Source organism: Clostridium tertium, assembly GCF_017873245.1.
In the GTDB taxonomy this organism is placed as follows: domain Bacteria; phylum Bacillota; class Clostridia; order Clostridiales; family Clostridiaceae; genus Clostridium; species Clostridium tertium.
This window is the reverse complement of record NZ_JAGGJY010000008.1, coordinates 137,486-156,749: the sequence shown is the minus strand read 5'-3', so window position 1 is coordinate 156,749 and position 19,264 is coordinate 137,486. Positions and strand designations below refer to the sequence as shown.

Genomic DNA, 19,264 nt, shown 5'->3' with positions numbered 1-19,264 from the left:
GTTACAATATTAGATAAGGTCTATAAGAATGAGGATATTGTAGATATTATTATAGATGGGAATATACAACCTTCTGATGGATTTATGATAGGTGCTACAACTAGCCAATCACTTGATTTAACGCTATTAAATAAAGGTGATATGGTTTATGGTACTAGCACTATAAAAGTAGAAATAGGCTTAAAAATAGGCTCTACAATAGAGTATATTCTTATGGGTATCTACAATATAGATGATATAGAGAAAACTGACTATACAATTAAAATTACAGCATTTGATAATATGATGAAGTTTGAGAAAAACTTTATAAGTAACTTAGGTGATACTTTAACACTTCAACAAGTGGTAAACGAGTTAGTCAGAATAACAGGAGTACAATTTACAGGAAACCTTCCAGCTTATACAGTAAAAAAGTTGGAGGGTTTTTCTTGTAGAGAAATCCTTGGATATGTAGCTAGTTTATGTGGAGGAAATGCAATAATAACTAGGGATGGTAAGTTTACTATAGTAACTCCTAAAGATAACTCCTATAGCATAGGAACATCCAATTATTTTGATTATAAAAGAGAAGAAACTAAATATAAAATAGGGAAGATATTATGCCAAGCGGGAGAAGAAGTATTAAGTAAGGGTAGCTTAGGAGCTGACTCTATGGAATTGGAATTTGAAAACCCTTGGGTTAATAATTCTATTTTACAAGATATTTATAATAAGTTAAATGGATTTGAATATCTAGGTTATTCTATGAAATGGCAAGGAGATATATCTTTAGATGTAGGGGATATAGTAACTATAACTGATAAAAAGGGAGTAGTAAGAAAACATCCTATATTAAGTCAAAAGTTTACTTATACTGGTGGATTAACTTCTGAAATATCTGCAAAGGGTGAGAATAAAAATAAGAATGAGTTTTCTGGAAGTGGACCATCTGCAAAGAAAGTAGAAAGAGTTGTTATGGAACTTGCTCTCATAAATAAAGCTTTAATAGATGTAGCTTATATAGGAGATTTAACAGCAGGAAATATAAAATTTGATACAGCTTCTGGTACTATAATGGATCTACAAACACTCTTAAGTAAATTTGTAGCAGGAGAAAACGGACAGTTTTTAAACCTTACAACAGATAATGTTACTATTTCTAATGCATTAATAAAGGATGTTATAGCAAAGAGTATAAGCGTAGAAGATTTAAAAGCGAGTACAATATCTACTAATAAGTTTAAGATTGCATCGGATAATGGAGGAATAGAAATTGTAGGAGCTACACAACAATTTAAAGATAAGAATAATAAAGTTAGGATTCAAATGGGGCAAGATACCCAAGGAAATTTTAACTTTATTTTACGTGGTGAAGATGGCACTACAACACTTATAGACCATACTGGAATTAAAGAAAAAGCTATTTCAGATGAATTGATCAAGTCTAATATGGTAGCAGAAAATGCTATAGGTGAAAAGCAGATTAATTATAGTTCTTTAGTTACTGGATTAAATAAAGATACTAATAATAGCCTAATACAAGCTAGTAAAGTAGCAATAGATCTTACTGGACAAAGTTTAGAGGTAGCTTTTAATAGTCTTAAGAGCAATGTAGATAATATGGAGATAGGGGGAAGGAATCTACAAGGAAATGCTGACTTTAACAAACCATTAAGTGGTACATGGAGATATGATGCACAATTTATGAGTATAAATGAAGAAATATTGTGTGATGGTTATAAAACTGTAAAAATATTAAGAACAAATGCAACTACAACAAGTACAAGGTATCTTTATACAGGTGGAGGAGTTATTCCAGCAAAATATGGAGAAGAATTTACAATGTCTTTTATGTACTATATTCCAGAGGATGTTTCACAAGAAATAGATGGAATTTTCCAAGCTGGGGTATGGTTCTATAAAGACAGAAATGCTGGTGCTGGAAGTACAAGAAAAAATTTAGAAAATGAGATTGTTAAAGGTAAATGGATTAAAGTTGTAGTTACTGGAAAGGCAAAGGATGTTGACACTAAATCAGTGGCTTTTGTTATTGGATTTGATAAAAATTGTGAGGTGTATATTTCTAAACCAAAGCTAGAAAGAGGAAATAAAGCAACAGATTTTACAGTAGCGCCAGAAGATACAGATGAAAAAATTGAAGCAAATACAACAGCAATAAGTATAGCACAAGGACAAATAAGTGGACTTATAAGTGAAAATACAATTATAAAAGGTGATATAACAACTATAAGTAATAAATATACTTCATTAAAAGCTACAGTAGATGAAATTAATACTACAGTAGCAAGTCATACAAGCAGCATAGGAAACCTAACAACAGATTTAAGTGGAGTATCTGGAAAAGTTGCAACAGTAGAAAATAAGCAAGCTTCTTTAGAACAAAACTTAAATGGATTTAAGACTACTGTAAGTAATACTTATAGCACTAAAACAGAACTAAATACTGCAAAGATAGATGCAATAAATAGTGCGAATAACTCTACGGACAATAAATTAAAAAATTATTCTACAACAATAGCTATGAATACAGCAATTACTCAAAGTGCGAATAGCGTAAAAACAGAGGTTTCTAATACTTATTTAAGCAAAGGAGATGCTACTAACACTTATGCTACTAAAGCAAGTATGGAGTTAACAGCAAATCAATTAAAATTAGATTTTAGTAGTAGTGGCGGATACAACTTAATAAAAGATAGTAATTTAATTAATAACGATAAATTTTATTGGTGGCATCCTTATGTAGGAAGTTTTTATTGGCACAGAAATTCAGGACAAGTTGGAATTTATACAAGAGTAAATGAAGCTACTGCAATATATCAAACTATTCAAGTAAAGCCATACACAACATACACGTTATCAGCAGTATTAACTCCAGAAGTATCTACATCTGGAGCAGTCTTAATAATTGAACTCCCTCAGGAAAATGGTAGGGGAATAACATCAAATATAGTAGAAGCTGGAAGTAGTAGAAGAGAAAGTATTACAATAACAACACAAAATTCAACAGAAATGAAAATAGCTGTTAAACACTTAGGTTCTAAAAACAACACTGGTGGATATGTTTGTTGGATAAAAGATTTATTACTAACAGAAGGTAAGTTATTGTTACCTTGGACACCGAATCCGAATGAGGTTTACTCAGGAAACACTATTATAGATGGCTCTGGTGTAAAAATAAGAAATGGAGCATTAACAGTTTTAAATAATTCCGGACAAGTAATGTTACAAGGAGATTCTGCTGGAAATTTAATTTTTGAAGGTAGATTACAACCATATGACCACATTATAAAATTGTTCGGTGAAGAGTGTAGAATAGATGCGGATCAAAATATATTAAGAATTCAAAAAAATAGAGAAACATATATTTCTATAGATAACAGTGAATTAGCCTTTTATACAACAGGAAATAATAAAATGGCAATGGCATTTGAACCAGGAGCAAATACAGCATTAAGAATATGGGGGAACCGAAGTGGAGGAACTCTTAAATTTAGAAGAGATATATACGCAGTAGAAAGTAGAAATAGTTCCGATAATGGTTATGGAAGCTTTATTGCTAGTGCTTTTAATAATGCTTCTAGTAGAGAGTTTAAGACAGATATAACAGAGCCTACCGATATTGACTTTATAAATATACTTAAGAATAATCACATAAAGAAATATAAATTAAAAGCAGATATAGAAAGATTAGAATCATTCCCTACCGCAATAGATAAAGACGGAAAAGGAATGGAAATATATGCAGATGAAAAATTAGGATTTATATTAGAAGAACTAACAGAAGAAGCTAAATTATTATTAAATCCACGAAACACTCCCGGAATTGATTCCTATAGTATGTGTAGTATGCTTTGGGGAATAGTACAAGAACAGCAAAAAAGAATAGAAGCATTAGAGAACTTACAATAGTAGGTTCTTTTTAATTTATGAGAAAGAAGGTGCAAGATGAATGATATAACAACACTATTTAATACATTTGTATTTCCTGTAGCTTTATGTATTTTATTAATATGGTTCATGTATAAAAAGATATGGCCAAGGATAGAAACAACATTAGATAGGGTTACTAAAACGAATGAGGAACTAAGTACCAGTAATAGGATTTTAACAGAAAACTTAGTAGAAAAAGTAGACAATATGGATAATAAGCTTGATAAAGTATTGAAAGAGAAAGGAGAAATAGCATGAGCAAATTAGTAACTAAAATAACTAGTCTTATAGAGGTTAAAAAGATTATAGCATTATTAGTTATAACAGTATTTTGTATTCTAAGTGCTAGAGAAGTAGTAAGTACAGAGCAATTTACTACAGTCGCAATAATGATAGTCAGCTTTTACTTTGGACAATCTACAGTAAAAGGTACAGTAAAATCTACTAAGGAGCAGGAATAATCTTGCTTCTTTTATTTTATAAAAGAAAGGAATGATATTAATGAAAATAGCAGTTAGAGGAGGACATAATTTTCTAGCAACTGGATGTAGTGGCCTTATAGATGAAACTACAGAAGATAGAAAAGTAAAAGATAGCGTTATTAAATACTTAAACCAATTAGGGCATACTGTATTAGATGTTACTCCAGGTAATATGGATACCAATAGTGATTTAGTTTATGGAGTAAGTAGAGCTAATAACTGGGGAGCAGATTTGTTTATATCTATTCACTTCAATAAAGCTTATAACAGTTACAATGGAGCAATAGGAACTGAAACGTGGGTTTATTCTGAATCAGATAATTATAATGATGAAGAATATGCACAAAGAATAGTAGATAGTATAGGAGCTTTAGGATTTAAAAACAGAGGTGTAAAAACATCAATAGATTTATATGAGTTAAAGCATACAACAATGCCAAGTGTAATTGTAGAAGTTTGTTTTGTTGAAGCTACAGAAGATGTTGCTTTATATAAAAGCTTAGGAGCGGATAAAATAGGACAAGTAATTGCAGAAGCTATAAGTAATAAAAAAATAAATAATAGTAAAGTTGAAAAGGTGGAATATGATATGAAGAATTTAGTATGTTATTGTAATCAAGTAGATAAGAGAGCAGCAGAGTATCTAGCAGATTATTTACAATGTCCTTGTATAGATGCAACATTACCATTTAATTATGTAAATGTAGCAGAAAACATAATTGCAGTAGGTGGAAATGCTACTCCAGTTGGGTTTAGTGGATATACTACTAAATATATAGCTGGTAAAGATAGATATGAAACATTAAAAGAAGTATTAAAGTTTATAGGTAAGTTGTAATTTTAAGGCTAGTAGGTAGGAAATTAACCTTGCTTACTAGCTTTTTTATTGCTTAATATTTCCCGAATATTAAGCGATAAAAATATACTTAATTATTGATAGATTTATATTAAAATTATAGAAAATCAATAATTTAATATAAATTTTTACATATTTTTCTTGAATATTTCCCGAAGTGTGCTAATATAAATCTAAAGAATAATATTATTCTTAGGGGGTGTATACAGTGAGAATTTATAGTGTGTTAGACATTGCAAGATATGTAATTAATTATTGTAATGATAATAATTTCCATATATCTAATTTAAAATTACAGAAAATATTATACTTCATACAAGCAGGTTTCTATCTAAATACAGGACATGAATGTTTTAGAGAAGATATAGAAGCTTGGAAGTATGGTCCAGTTATTCCTGAGGTTTATCATGAATTCAAACAATATGGAAGTACTAATATCCCTTATATTGATGAGTATCTAGACTTTTCAGGGGGAATATTTAATTGTAAAAATGTAAAGTATAAAGATGATATTATAGATGATGGTGACAAGATGATAATTAATCAGTTAATTGAACAATGTAATAAATATACAGCTAGTCAACTTGTAGATATTACACATAAGCAAACTCCTTGGGTAGAAAGTTATGTGGGCGGAATTAATAACGTAATAGACAAATCAACTTTACAAAAATATTTTAAAGGAAAATAGCTATGGATAATAAAACAAAAGGGTATGAAATAAGAAATCCACTTGATTTAATGATGGAAGAGAGAATAGAACATTTTGAATATATAAAAGAAGAAATAAATTATTTGCAATATACTAGAGATATTATTAGTTTTATGTGCAAGGAAAAAAATGATTTTGAAAAAAACTTTAATAAATTTCTTAAGTTAATTGATTCTAATAAAGAGGTAAGAATTTTATACTCGGAAATTAGTAATAATATTTATAAAATAATTAATGATTGTGATTTAGAGAACATAAATATAAATTTAGAAAGAATAAAAGATGAAATTATTTTGAATAAATTCGAAAATTATCCAGAATATAAATGTATTGAAAAAATAATAATAAAAATATATGATCATTTTAATTTAGCAATTTATCAATTAAAGAAATTAAATACTGATGATGAAAATTTCAAGAAGAGGGTAGGACAAGTTATAAGTCCTATAAATAATAGTAATAACAAAAAGATTGATAAAAAACTCACCCAAATAGATTCTGCTATAAAGACAGAAGCTGGAAACTTAAAAAATGAATTCATAGGATTAATAGGAATGTTTACAGCAATGTCTTTTCTTGTTTTTGGAGGATTAGAGTTTTTAGGCGGAATATTTTCTAAAATAGAGGACGTACCAATTTTAAAATTAATAATGATTGGGAGTGTTTGGAGTTTATGTATCTCAAATTTAATTTATGCTTTTATGTTTTTTATTGAAAATATAGTGATACATAGAAAAGTAAAAAATGGACAACCTAAATATTTAAAAAGATATCCAATGATTATTATTTCCAATTATATTTTAGTGTTTATTTTCCTATTTAGTTCATGGGGATATTATTGCAGAAAGAATAAAATAGATAACATAATATTTAATCTAGCTAATAATTATTCTATGATTTATTTTGTAATGTTAATTATTTTGTTAATTGCTTCATTAATCTTTATATTCAAAAAATTAAAAACTGAGAATAAAATAAACCAAACCTAAAAAATATTTAGGTTTGGTTTTTTATTTCATATAATTATTTTTAATAATGATTACGTTTAGTAAACTCTACTTTTCTTTAAAAATTTTAAACATAAAAGGCCTATATTATATTCCTTCGGCATACAATGTACTACTAAGAAATATTTAGGAGGTGCAAGTATGGCAGAAAGATTAAGAATAATAATAGAGTTTTCTAAGAATAAGGAGAGGGAATTAAGACTTTATAGTAAATTATTAGAGTACTCTGTCCCATCTGTAGCAGTAAAAGATATGCTATTAGGTTTAATACCCTTGCCAGATATAAGGGATACCAATGTAACCTTAAAGGAAGAATAATAATGTACAGTACGGATATGTACGGACAAGCCTTTTAAAAGTATTAAGAGGAGTGATAATAGAAGTGGGGGAGAGTAGTATTGAGTAAGATAATAGAGTTAATAAATTCTATATTTAAAAAGGAAGAAGAAATAATTCTTGATGATAGGTTTGAATTTAGACTTAATTCTAAAGAAAAACAGTTAATTAAAAAGTATTGTGATTTAAAACATATTTCTGCATCTGAATTCTTTAGATCATTAGCTATGAAAGAAATAGATAATTTTATTCAAATGAATAGGTAGGTAATGTGTATGTTTAAAAATAAAAAGAGCCAGTATAAAAATAAGAAGTATGGATTGGACACCCTAATAAATTCTTACATTAATATACTGACTGATTTAATTATATATTATTAGATGCTATAGAGTAAAGTTTTATCTTTGCTCTATTTTTTTATGTAATTATTATTTTAGTTTTCAAATACTTCTATAATTTTTATAATCTTTTTTCTATCTTCTTTAGAGAGCTTCATAACTTTAGCAATAATCAATTCTATATCTTTGCTTAGGGTGATAAATTTAAGCTCATTAGTATCACCTTCTTTAAGTAACTCTAATACATCAACATCTAATGCAAGTGATATTTTTTCTAATACTTCAAAACTTGGGTTAGCTCTAATCCCTTTTTCTAAGTTGCTTAGATACCCTTTGCTTATTCCAGTAGTACGAGAAAGTTGTCCTAGAGTAATACCTTTTAAAACTCTAATTCTATTTATTTTCAATCCTAACATTATAATCCCCCATATACCAATAAATTTAAATGTATTATATATTTATATATATAGAATGTAAATATTATTTTATAGTAATGAAAGGAGAATAGTATGTTTATAACACCTAAAAAATTTTCAGAATTAACAGGAGAAAACTATGAGTTAATCTTAGATTTATGTAAAAAAGGTAGTATAAGATGTGAAAGGACAGATGGAGGACACTATAAGATATATAAAACAGAATTTGAAAAGTTTAATAGTTCTAGTGCTGATTATATATCAAAAGAAAGATTCGAAGCAATATTAAGGGAAAATGAAATGCTTAAGGAAAGATTAAGACAAATAATAAAAATAGCAGACTTATAAATAAATATAATATAGATCTAGTATTTGCCCAAGTATTTGCCCAAGTCATAAACGTTGATAAAATAAGGAGTTTGGAAATAGGCCTTAAAGAATGGGCATTTAAGTAAAATTAAATATAAATAAATGCACTTGGGTACAAGCTTATTAGAATACAGAACTCCGCTTACGGCTTATCTCGCAATATGAAAAACACTAGGTTAACGTCTAGTGTTTTTTGTTTTATATAAATAAAACAAATTTAGTACCAACATAGTTGTTAAATAAACTAATATACATGAAAATATTAATTTTTAGTTTAAGGTTATTAGTATTAAGTCTATTTTTAGAATAACATTTAAAAAGTAATAAAGTTTATATGGATGTTGAGATTATTTAGTTATATTTAAGAATATTATTTTACTCTTTATATTAAAAATTAAATATCTCTAGGATGAAAAAATTGTATCCAATAAGGAAAGAAGAAAATAAATAATTATGCACCATAATGTTTAACAAATATAAACATAAAAACATATTATGTCTATATAGATAAATTCTTTTTATTTGTTAAAGGATTTATCTAATTTTGGAGGGAAACTTATGATAAACTTTTGTAGAACTTGTAATGAATTTGCCAGAATACTTGGTGCTAATATTTTAAGTGAAGATAATAATGTCTGTACAGTAACATTTATGAGAAATATAAGGGCAGAAATATTAGGAAGAAGAACACAATCACCATTAGCTTTATCAGCATTATTTTCTTTTGAGTCTCCAGATAATAATGGTAGAACTCTTAACTTAGGAGAAACAGTTATACTTCAAAGTGAAATAAATGATTTTATATCTGCATTAAGAACGAGAGGAATATTAGTAACTGCATTGCATAATCATTGGTTATTTGATAACCCAAGGCTTATGTATATTCATTTTGAATCAATTGATAGGCCATTAGATTTTGCGAGAAAGGTTGCCGAGGCTTTAAAGGTGTTAAAAAGATAGTAGTATAGTTTAAATAATTTTAGTAGGATATCTATATTTTTAGATATCCTATTTTTGATAAAAAGATTATAGAAAAATAATGTTTTTTAGTATTTAAAAGATATTAAATTAAACACTTTATGTTATAGGAAGTATTAATATTTGAAATAGTATTAACTCGTTATTCTTACTAGCATTAATATTTATATTTATTAGAAATATTTTAGTTTTTATTGAAGCATACTAAAATTATAAAGGAGAATGATATTTATGAAAGTAAAGATAGTATGTGATAGGGATAATGAAACAAAGGAAGTAGAATTGCCTATGAATGAGGATATATTATTAAAAATTCAAGGGAGTGTACTTGACAGAGATACAATAGGATACATATCAGGAGCAAATGTTAAATATTATGATGAGAATGGAAATGAGATAGAAAACATATTTCTTCTAAATAAGCAGTTACAAAAATAAATATTTAGCAAATATATATATAACTTTAATTTGATATTGAAATAAATAGCACTTAGGAGGTATGTCCTAAGTGCTATTTTTAATGTTTTATAGTACCAGATAGAAAGCAGTATGAAAACATCTACCTGGAAAATAATTAACTACTTGATATAGATAATAAATCAAAGACAAGTTTTATGTCAATTAGAAATTTATAAAATTAAGAAATTTTAATTTTAATAATAAATTGTGGTTATAAAAAGTGCATTTAAATAGTATTAAATAATATATAAAAATTATAAAGATGAGGTACTTAATATTAGAATATAGCACGGCAATATAAAATAAGTTAAATGATATAAAAAGAGGTGGATTATGGCATGGAAAACTTGATAATATTGATTTTTGTTTCTTTACTAGCAGAAAGTGTTTGGGAAACTTTAAAAATGGTATGGCAAAATGGAAAATTATCTATTGATAAAATTGGGGCGCTTTGTATAGCTTTAATAATAACTTTTTCAACTAAACTAGATTTGTTAGAACTTTTGAGTATAAAGTCCAATATACCATACTTAGGAATAATGTTGACGGGAATATTAATAAGCAGAGGATCAAATTTTATACACGATCTTTTAGTTAAGATAGGTACAGTAAACAAAAACGGAAGTTAGTTTTATAAAAATAATAGCAAAGTTAAGTTGAAAATTTAAATTTAAATTCATAATTTTTTTATTTAGAAAATAATTTTTTTAAATTTAGTTAATACTATAAATAACTAATACAATCTTACGAAGGAGGAATTATTATGGGACAAAGTAATAATGTAAATGAAAATAAAAATGGAAGCATCTTAGGATGGATTGGAAGATTAATATTAGTAGCTGTTATTTTAGGGATAACATCATTTTTGACTCCAGGATTCAGTATTAATGGGTTATGGTCTTATTTATTAGCAGCAGTTGTTATAACTGTGTTAGATTATTTAGTAGAAACGTTTATGGGTGTAGATGCTTCCCCATTTGGAAAGGGAGTAAAGGGATTTGTTATTGCAGCTGTAATTTTATATTTAGCACAATTCTTAGTTCCTAATATGAGAGTTTCAATATTTGGAGCACTAATAGCTGCATTAGTAATAGGAGTATTAGATGCTATATTCCCATCAAGGGTTATGTAGATTAAATTAATTTCATAATTATAAAGTAATAGAACTCTCTTAATGGGAGTTCTATTACTTTATAATTACACTAACTTAAAAGTGCGTACTTGATTTATAAAAGTATATTTTTTATACTAAATATAGATTGAAGTTAAAAAGAAAGGTGATTAGATATGAAAGATTTATTTACGCCCTATAAAATAAAGGGCTTAGAATTAAAAAATAGAATAGTTATGCCACCAATGTGCCAATACTCAGTTGAAAATAAAGATGGAATAGCAACAGAGTGGCATTATATGCATTATGTAAGTAGAGCAATAGGTGGAACAGGTTTAATAATAGTAGAAATGACAGATGTTGAACCAGATGGACGTATTACTGATTATGATTTAGGATTATGGTGTGATGATCAAATAGAACCATTAAAAAGAATTATAGATGAATGTCATAAATATGGAGCAAAGGTTGCGGTTCAAATTGCTCATGCTGGTAGGAAAGCAGAAGATGCTGAAATTCCTGTTGCTCCTTCAGCAATACCATTTGATGATTCAAGTAAAACTCCTAGAGAATTATCTACAGAAGAAGTAAAGAAAATGATAGAAAAGTTTAGATTAGCTGTTAGACGTGCCGTTAAAGCTGGATTTGACGCTATAGAAATTCATGGAGCACATGGGTACTTAATACATCAATTCCATTCTCCATTAACAAATAAAAGAAGTGATGAGTATGGAAAAGATTTAACAAAGTTTGGATCAGAAGTTATAAAAGCAGCTAAAAATGAAATGCCAGAAGATATGCCTCTAATAATGCGTATTTCGGGAAGAGAGTATGTTGAAGGTGGATATGGAATAGAAAAAGGAATAGAACTTGCTAAGGCATATCAAAAAGCAGGTGCAGATATGTTCCATATAAGTGCAGGTGGAGAAGGTCCAATAGCAGCCGCAGGAAGACCAGGTACTCATGCAGCTTATCAAGTTCCATATGCAAAAGCTATAAAAGAAGCATTAAACACAGAGGTAATTGCAGTTGGAAAGTTAGATGAACCAGAGCTTGCAAATGCTGTAATAGGTAATGAAGAAGCTGATCTTGTAGCAATTGGAAGAGCTATGTTTAGAAATCCATACTGGGCATTACAAGCCGCTGTAAAATTGAATAAGAAAACTGATTTACCTAAACAATATAAGTTGGGCTTTCCAAGAAATATTCAAAATAAATAAGGGGAATGACATGAGAGATTTAAAATATCCAGCTATTTATAAGCATTTTAAAAATAATTATTATGCCGTTATGGGAGTTAGTAATATTCAAGAAGATAAAAATATACTTAATGATAGCGAGGTACTACAAGCTTTTCATACCGAATTAAATTCAACAATAGATATTTATAAAAAGGAAAATTTATATTTTCACTTAGAAAATTACTCAAGGGAATTGGTATTATATAAGGCACTTTATGATGATAAGGGAATATATGCAAGGCCCATTGAAATGTTTTTAAGTGAAGTAGATAGACGGAAATATCCAGAAGTAAAGCAAGAATACAGATTTGAATTACTTAAATATTAATTAAAAAATAACTGATAATAATAAAATTATTATCAGTTATTTTTTTGTTACAAGTTTAGATATTTATGTATATTTTTATCTGTTTCTAGTATATGCATTTTAATCCAGTTAGAAACAACATCCAGTATATTGTTGATATACTGCTTTTGATCGATATCTATTGAATAGATATCAAAACAATTAATTTGATCTATAAATGAATCATGAGCAAATTTATGAGATAAGAATTTAGAATATCCATTTTTACGCATAAATTCTTCCTCAGTTTTAAAGTGATAGATAGTATAATCTTTTAGTTGCTCTAAAATTGCTATTATCTTATCATATTTATCATCATCATGGTTTTTAAGTAATAGCTCATAGCAACTATCAAGGATATCGAATAATTCTTTATGTTGATTATCGATAACTTCTATGTTTACAGAAAAGTTTTCAGACCAAGATCCCATATTATACCCCCAGTATAATATATATGATTCAATTTAAAAATGATATAAAGTATGATTTTAGTTATAAAAGATTATGTCATTTAAATAATGTATAAAATTGAAACATATATTTTAATTTTTTATGTTAATCATTCAAGTTTATGTTAAATATTTAGTGGAAGTTTATAATTTTAGTATGACTTGAATAATATATAATTTTATTATAATATGTGGAAATTAAATGTACAATAATAAAAGAAAAACATGACAAAGAAGTTATGAAGTAGGGTGAATTAATGTTATGTAATAGTTTTTATATAATTTAATTAAAAATACAAATTTAATATACATAATATAAAATATAGTAATAATTTACTATATAAAAAATACATTTATAGTAACATGTTATATTATTGCTAAATATTATATAGAAATTTTACTAAAAATTTAATTAACTAATTGACTCTTCTATTTTATGGGTATATATTATCAATATGGTAATAAAAATAGGTATAGAAATAAATTATTAATATTTTAAATTAAGCAATAAATATATAAAATAACAAATGAAATATAGCATAATAAAATATTTAAATAAGTTTTAGGAGTGAAACTATGGAAATTTTAAAAGTGTTAGTTGGTGAGTTTAAGGGAAAAACTATTGAAAGCTATAATTTAAGGAATTCAAAAGGATTTGGAATAAATGTATTAAATTATGGAGCTATATTAACTGATTTATTAGTACCAGATAAAGATGGAATAATCGAAAATGTAATTATGAAATACAAAGATTTAAATGTATATGAGGAAAATCCTTCTTATTATGGAGCTTTAATAGGGAGAACGTCTGGTAGAATAGCAGATGGTAAAGTTTTATTAAATGGTAACGTTTTATCATTTAACAAAAATTACGGGTTGAATCAAGGACATGGAGGAGATATTGGATTTAATAAGAAATTATTAGAGGTAAAAACAAATGCTAATGAAAATGAAGCATTTGTTGAATTTTATTACTTAAGTCCATCAGGGGAAGAAGGATATCCTGGTAACTTAAATTTAACTGTAAGGTATACCATTACAGAAGATAATGAATTTAAAATATCATATAAAGCAATAAGTGATGAAGATACTTTGGTTAATTTAACAAATCACAGTTATTTCAATTTGAGTGGAAATTGTAAGGAAGATATACTGAGCCATTACCTATATATAGATAGCGATTTTTTAATTGAGCTTAATGAAAACTCAGTTCCAACTGGAGAAATTATAAATATAGAAGGAACTCCATTTGATTTTACAAATCCTAAGACAATAGGAAGAGATATAGAAGAGGATGACTATCAGCTTAAAATTGGACAAGGATACGATCATCCATGGATTCTAAATGGAGGAAATGATATAAAGCTTAAATTGTATCATAAAGCATCTGGTAGACAAATGGACGTTTATACAAATCAAAATAGTGTAGTACTATACTCACTTAATTTCCCAGATGATGAACTTTTAGAGTGTGGTAAAAAGCCGGCAAGAAGAGATGCATTAGCTATAGAAACACAATGTCCACCTATAGGAGAAGATAATATTTTTGTTAAATACTCTATTTTAAGAAAAGGTGAAGAATACGATAAAGAAACAATATATAAATTTTCTATTATATAAGCAAAAAGGCAATGCTATTAATGTATTGCCTTTTTGCTTATTATATATGTTTTGTTTTGGTAATATGCAAAAAACAATTTAGGACATAAGTAGCTTATTTAACTTTTTTAGTTATATTTTTCTTAAATATCATTTTTTCTAAAGTTACTATATAAAATATAAGTAGATAACTGTGGGAGAGGTATTTATATGCAAAAGAGATTAGCTTATGATATATTTATTGGTTTATTATCGCTAATGAGTGCAATAATGATAATATTAGATCTTATGTATAAACTTCCAATTAGTGTAATAGAAAGCTTTTACTATATAAATTTAATAATTTGTTGTATATTTCTTATAGACTATATATTAAGATTAGTTTTATCTATAAATAAAATTAAATTTTTATTTAAAAATATTATAGATTTAATCTCCATAATACCCATTATTGGTATGGGAAAATTAGTTTATGCTTTAAATATAGGAGTTACTATAGATATAAAGTTATTATTAAAATTATTTAAAGTTACATTATTGATAATTTTAGTAATTAAGTTTAAAAATAAAATAAAAGAAGCAGTAAGATTAAATAAGTTTAATTACATGTTGATTTTAACAACTATTATAATAATAATAGGAGCTGTAATTATTTCTTTACTAGAAAATATGAGCTTTGCTGATGCAATTTGGTGGAGTTTTGTCACATTTACTACAGTTGGATATGGTGATGTTTTACTTACTACTAACTTAGGTAGAGTGGTTGCAATTTTCTTAATGGTTTTTGGTATAGGGTTTATAGGGGTAACCACAAGTACTATAGCTGCTTATATAATAAATAATGATGGAAAAAAGAAAAGAAAAAAAGATTTTAAGACTGAAACTATAGATTTCATTAAGTACAAAATAGATAATTTAGATTCTTTATCCGATTCTGAATTGGATAATATATATAAAACATTAAAGACTTTAAAATCAGAAAAAAAGAAATAGTATTAAAAAACATTTATAAGGAGAAAAAAGATATGAAAAAAACTAATAAACAAATTATTACTATAATAGTACTATTATTATTTGTAATAAGCTGTATTTATTTAAGTTATATATTTTTGTTTAAATATATAAAAAATATTGAAATAAATTCAGTTGTTTCAATGGAAGAAGTAACTAAAGAAGAAGAAATATTAAATAAGTTTATACATGAAAAATTAATGGATGAATATGGTGGGATATATACCAATTACAATAATATATCTACAGAAGGGGATTTAACAAAAGGACATGATATTTTATCAGAATCTCAAGGAATGATGTTAAATTATTGTTTATATAAAAATGATCAAGAGAAATTTAATAATTCATTTAAATACATAAAGGAAAATATGTTTTTAAAAAATGGGCTTATAAGCTGGAGAATAGAAAATAATAAAAGCTCAGATGTTTCTGCAACTATAGATGATTTAAGAATAGCAAGAGCTTTAATAATAGGAGCAGAAGAATTCGATAATTTGAAATATAGGTATTATGGAATAAAAATATCAAATGGAATTTATAAAAATTTAATTCAAGAAAATAGATTAATAGATTTTCATGATGGGTATGGCAAAAGTAATGTAACTACATTATGTTATTTGGATTTATATGCATTAAAATTATTCTCTTTATTCGATGATAAATGGAATGATGTATATACTAAATCACTTGAAATTATTAATAATGGATATATTAGTGATGAATTACCTTTATATAGAAAGTATTATGATGGAAATATAGAAATCTTTGATAATGAAGAAAATATCGATACTCTACTATCTATTTTAGTTATTCTTAATAAGGCTGAAGTCAATGAAGATATAAGTAAAAGTGTAGATTGGATTAAAGAAAGATTGAAGTATATTGGATACATATCGACATCTTACAATACAAATACTTTGGATGAAAGTAAAATTGAATCTACATCAATTTATGCAAATATAGCTCAAATAGCAAAGGTTATAAATGATGAGGAACTTTATAATATGGCAATTAATAAAATGAAAAACTTTCAAGTAATAAATGAAAAAAGTAATATATATGGATCTTTTGGTAATGAACAGACAGAGGATGTGTATTCTTATGATAATTTAAATGCTTTATTAGCCTTTAGAAGAGGGGTTAATAGATAAACTTTGCAGTATATTCTTAAGTATAAATCCATAATATTATTTTATTTTTATATTAGGAATAAGATTATAACTTTATTTAGGTATTAATGTTTGATGATATTTTAACTAAATAAGAAAATCTTTATTTACACTTATATAATAATTTAAATGTAATATGAGAAAAATAGAACTAGTTGCAGAGAATATTATTGGAGGGTTACAAATGAAGAATATATTTAGAATATTTTCAAGAGATATAAAAAGCATAACAACTAACTGGGTTGCATTAGTAATTATTGTTGGACTTATGATATTACCATCTTTATATGCATGGTTTAATATTAGAGCTAGCTGGGATCCGTACGGAAATACAGGAGGAATAAAAGTAGCTATAGTAAATAAAGATAGAGGTGGTAGCCTTAAGGATAAACCCTTAAATGTAGGGGATGAATTAGTAAATAAACTTAAGGAAAATAGTAGCCTCGGATGGAATTTTGTTAGCGAAGAAGAGGGCAATCAAGGCGTAGAAAAAGGAAGGTATTATGCAACTATAGTAATACCTGAAAACTTTACGGAAGAAACATTATCTATAATGGGTAAGGAAATAAAAAGACCTACTTTAATGTATAAGGTAAATCAAAAAAGCAATGCTATTGCACCTAAGATAACTGATAAAGGTGTAACTACAATAAAATCTCAAGTTGATACTAATATAATTGAAACTGTAGACGGAACTATCTTTAAAATATTAAATGAAGCTGGAGTTAGCCTTGAAGGCTCAAGAGATAAAATATTAAGATTAATTAATGGTGTAATAAGCATTAATAGTAGAATGCCAGAAATAGAAAATATAATAAATCAAGCATATGATGGTAGTGCTAAGGCTGATGATTTAGTTAATAAAGTAAAAGATAATTTACCTTTATTGCAAGATACATTAAATACTAGCAATGATTTATTAGCAGACACTAAAAATGCCTTAGAAAAGTCTAAAGAAGGTTTAAAAGAAGTTGCTCCAGTAATAAGGGATGATTTGGAATTTATAAACAATGCTCTTAGTGGAGTAGAAGATGCTATTGATGGATTGATGAATATTAATATTGATAAGGATGCAATAATAAAGGGCCTTGATAATGTAAGCTTACATATTACTGAAGTTAACGATAAGATTAGTAATATAATAAAAGTTTTAGATCCACTATCAAAGTTTAATGATAACTTAAAAGCTGTAATAAATGATTTAAATTTAGCAAGTTCAAAATTACAATCAATTAATAGTATTATAAAAGACATTCAAAATTTAGTATCTAATAATAAGCCAATTGATAAAAATAGGCTTCAACAAATTAAGGATTTAGTAACAAGTAATAAAAATATAATTACTAATATTTTAAATAATTATGATTCACAATATATTCCTGCAATCAATAAGGCAATTGATCAAATGAATATAATTGCTGATAATAGTATTAAACTAGTTGGAGAAGCCACAAGTTCTATTCCTGATATAGCAAGTTTATTAGAAAAATTAGATAAAGGGCTTAAAGTAGGAAGAGAAGATATAGGAAAGCTTAAAGAAGAAATGCCAACTATAAAATCAAGTTTAGCTAATATATCTTCAAAATTGTCTTCTATAAATAATGAAGAAGAAATAAATAAAATATTAAGTTTACTGAAGAATGATTGGCAGGCAATAAGTGACTTTTTAGGTAGCCCAGTAGAAATAAAAGAAGAAATTTTATTTTCTATTCCTAATTATGGTTCAGCAATGTCTCCATTTTATTCAACACTTGCTTTATGGGTAGGAGCGTTAATTTTAGTTTCTTTATTAACAACAAATCCATATGGATTTAATGAAGAAGTAAATTTTAAGCCTTATGAAAAATATTTTGGAAAGTTTTTAACCTTTGCATTTATAGGAATATGTCAATCTTTAATACTAAGTTTAGGTGATATATATTTATTAAAATGTTACGTATTGAATAAATGGTTATTTATAGGAATAAGTATTTTAAGTAGCTTAGTATTTATATTAATAGTTTATACTTTAGTTTCTATATTTGGAAATGTAGGAAAGGCGATTGCAGTTATATTATTAGTAATACAAGTTGCTGGAGCAGGAGGAACTTTTCCTGTTGAAGTGATGCCTAGTTTCTTTAAAAAAGTAAATCCATTTTTACCATTTACATATTCTATTTCAGCAATGAGAGAAGCTGTAGCAGGAATTGTAAAATCAAATTTAACTAGAGATATAACTATGATAGTTATTTATGGAGTAATATCTATAATAATAGGATTATTTCTTAAAGGGCCTATAAATAAGATTAGCAAAAAGTTTATTGATAAACTAAATGAAAGTGGATTAGTAGGTCATTAACAGGAGCTAAAAAATAAATAATTATTACTTTAAACTTATTTACAGTACTTTATAAATAAACAACCATGTATAAAAAGGTAGTTAATATTTTGTTATACATGGTTTTATATTTAT

21 protein-coding genes are annotated in these 19,264 nt (G+C 26.5%); 19 read left to right on the top strand and 2 right to left on the bottom strand.

What is annotated here, in order from left to right:
* The first annotated feature begins 84 nt into the window (after positions 1–84).
* The 8 genes from J2Z25_RS10690 (at position 85) to J2Z25_RS10655 (ending at position 7,589) form a co-directional block, all read left to right on the top strand.
* Complete coding sequence (locus tag J2Z25_RS10690; RefSeq protein WP_209740392.1) at positions 85–3,909, top strand: hypothetical protein; 3,825 nt, start codon at positions 85–87, stop codon at positions 3,907–3,909.
* 36 nt (positions 3,910–3,945) lie between these two features.
* Entirely contained in the window at positions 3,946–4,188 is a 243-nt protein-coding gene (locus J2Z25_RS10685) for a hypothetical protein (protein ID WP_008679528.1), read from the top strand.
* Positions 4,185–4,391, top strand: coding sequence for a hypothetical protein (locus J2Z25_RS10680; protein WP_008679525.1), 207 nt, complete (start codon positions 4,185–4,187; stop codon positions 4,389–4,391). Before J2Z25_RS10685 ends, J2Z25_RS10680 begins: the two co-directional genes overlap by 4 nt.
* Positions 4,392–4,422: 31 nt before the next feature.
* On the top strand, positions 4,423–5,250 hold the full coding sequence (locus J2Z25_RS10675) for an N-acetylmuramoyl-L-alanine amidase (protein WP_245173239.1): 828 nt from the start codon (positions 4,423–4,425) through the stop codon (positions 5,248–5,250).
* Positions 5,251–5,476: 226 nt separating this feature from the next.
* Positions 5,477–5,959 (top strand): Panacea domain-containing protein, encoded by a 483-nt coding sequence (locus tag J2Z25_RS10670; protein WP_342451345.1) that lies wholly within the window; start codon positions 5,477–5,479, stop codon positions 5,957–5,959.
* A 2-nt stretch (positions 5,960–5,961) separates the two neighbouring features.
* Positions 5,962–6,969, top strand: coding sequence for a hypothetical protein (locus tag J2Z25_RS10665; protein WP_209740390.1), 1,008 nt, complete (start codon positions 5,962–5,964; stop codon positions 6,967–6,969).
* A 159-nt stretch (positions 6,970–7,128) separates the two neighbouring features.
* A complete protein-coding gene (locus J2Z25_RS10660) occupies positions 7,129–7,305 on the top strand; it encodes a hypothetical protein (RefSeq protein WP_209740388.1) in 177 nt (58 codons plus the stop codon).
* Positions 7,306–7,385: 80 nt separating this feature from the next.
* Positions 7,386–7,589 (top strand): DUF6290 family protein, encoded by a 204-nt coding sequence (locus J2Z25_RS10655; protein WP_209740387.1) that lies wholly within the window; start codon positions 7,386–7,388, stop codon positions 7,587–7,589.
* A gap of 167 nt (positions 7,590–7,756) precedes the next feature.
* On the opposite strand, the gene J2Z25_RS10650 is transcribed toward J2Z25_RS10655, so the two are convergent.
* A complete protein-coding gene (locus tag J2Z25_RS10650) occupies positions 7,757–8,077 on the bottom strand; it encodes a helix-turn-helix domain-containing protein (RefSeq protein WP_209740386.1) in 321 nt (106 codons plus the stop codon).
* Positions 8,078–8,170: 93 nt separating this feature from the next.
* On the opposite strand from J2Z25_RS10650, the gene J2Z25_RS10645 reads away from it, so the two are divergent.
* From J2Z25_RS10645 to J2Z25_RS10615, 7 genes are all read left to right on the top strand, one after another.
* Entirely contained in the window at positions 8,171–8,425 is a 255-nt protein-coding gene (locus tag J2Z25_RS10645) for a MerR family transcriptional regulator (protein ID WP_209740385.1), read from the top strand.
* Positions 8,426–9,004: 579 nt separating this feature from the next.
* A complete protein-coding gene (locus J2Z25_RS10640; protein WP_111928029.1) occupies positions 9,005–9,406 on the top strand; it encodes a DUF1259 domain-containing protein in 402 nt (133 codons plus the stop codon).
* A 249-nt stretch (positions 9,407–9,655) separates the two neighbouring features.
* Positions 9,656–9,862 (top strand): hypothetical protein, encoded by a 207-nt coding sequence (locus J2Z25_RS10635; protein ID WP_111928028.1) that lies wholly within the window; start codon positions 9,656–9,658, stop codon positions 9,860–9,862.
* 359 nt (positions 9,863–10,221) lie between these two features.
* Positions 10,222–10,512, top strand: a complete 291-nt coding sequence (locus J2Z25_RS10630; RefSeq protein ID WP_111928027.1) for a hypothetical protein — start codon at positions 10,222–10,224, stop codon at positions 10,510–10,512.
* A 134-nt stretch (positions 10,513–10,646) separates the two neighbouring features.
* Complete coding sequence (locus J2Z25_RS10625) at positions 10,647–11,015, top strand: phage holin family protein (protein ID WP_111928026.1); 369 nt, start codon at positions 10,647–10,649, stop codon at positions 11,013–11,015.
* 155 nt (positions 11,016–11,170) lie between these two features.
* Positions 11,171–12,214, top strand: a complete 1,044-nt coding sequence (locus tag J2Z25_RS10620; protein WP_097033843.1) for an NADH:flavin oxidoreductase/NADH oxidase — start codon at positions 11,171–11,173, stop codon at positions 12,212–12,214.
* Positions 12,215–12,224: 10 nt separating this feature from the next.
* Entirely contained in the window at positions 12,225–12,563 is a 339-nt protein-coding gene (locus tag J2Z25_RS10615; protein ID WP_111928024.1) for a DUF1653 domain-containing protein, read from the top strand.
* A gap of 47 nt (positions 12,564–12,610) precedes the next feature.
* Here J2Z25_RS10615 and J2Z25_RS10610 read toward each other — a convergent pair whose 3' ends face one another.
* Positions 12,611–13,012, bottom strand: a complete 402-nt coding sequence (locus J2Z25_RS10610) for a bacteriohemerythrin (protein WP_008677371.1) — start codon at positions 13,010–13,012, stop codon at positions 12,611–12,613.
* Between the two features lie 594 nt (positions 13,013–13,606).
* Between J2Z25_RS10610 and J2Z25_RS10605 the strand changes: the two genes are divergently transcribed.
* From J2Z25_RS10605 to J2Z25_RS10590, 4 genes are all read left to right on the top strand, one after another.
* Positions 13,607–14,650: an aldose epimerase family protein gene (locus tag J2Z25_RS10605; RefSeq protein WP_142418475.1), complete on the top strand. Its 1,044-nt coding sequence runs from the start codon at positions 13,607–13,609 to the stop codon at positions 14,648–14,650.
* 189 nt (positions 14,651–14,839) lie between these two features.
* Positions 14,840–15,622, top strand: a complete 783-nt coding sequence (locus J2Z25_RS10600; RefSeq protein ID WP_209740384.1) for a potassium channel family protein — start codon at positions 14,840–14,842, stop codon at positions 15,620–15,622.
* Between the two features lie 32 nt (positions 15,623–15,654).
* Entirely contained in the window at positions 15,655–16,794 is a 1,140-nt protein-coding gene (locus J2Z25_RS10595; RefSeq protein WP_209740383.1) for a glycosyl hydrolase family 8, read from the top strand.
* Positions 16,795–16,996: 202 nt separating this feature from the next.
* The gene (locus tag J2Z25_RS10590) at positions 16,997–19,150 is read left to right on the top strand and encodes a YhgE/Pip domain-containing protein (protein WP_209740381.1); all 2,154 of its coding nucleotides are present in this window, start codon (positions 16,997–16,999) and stop codon (positions 19,148–19,150) included.
* The last annotated feature ends 114 nt before the right edge of the window (positions 19,151–19,264 follow it).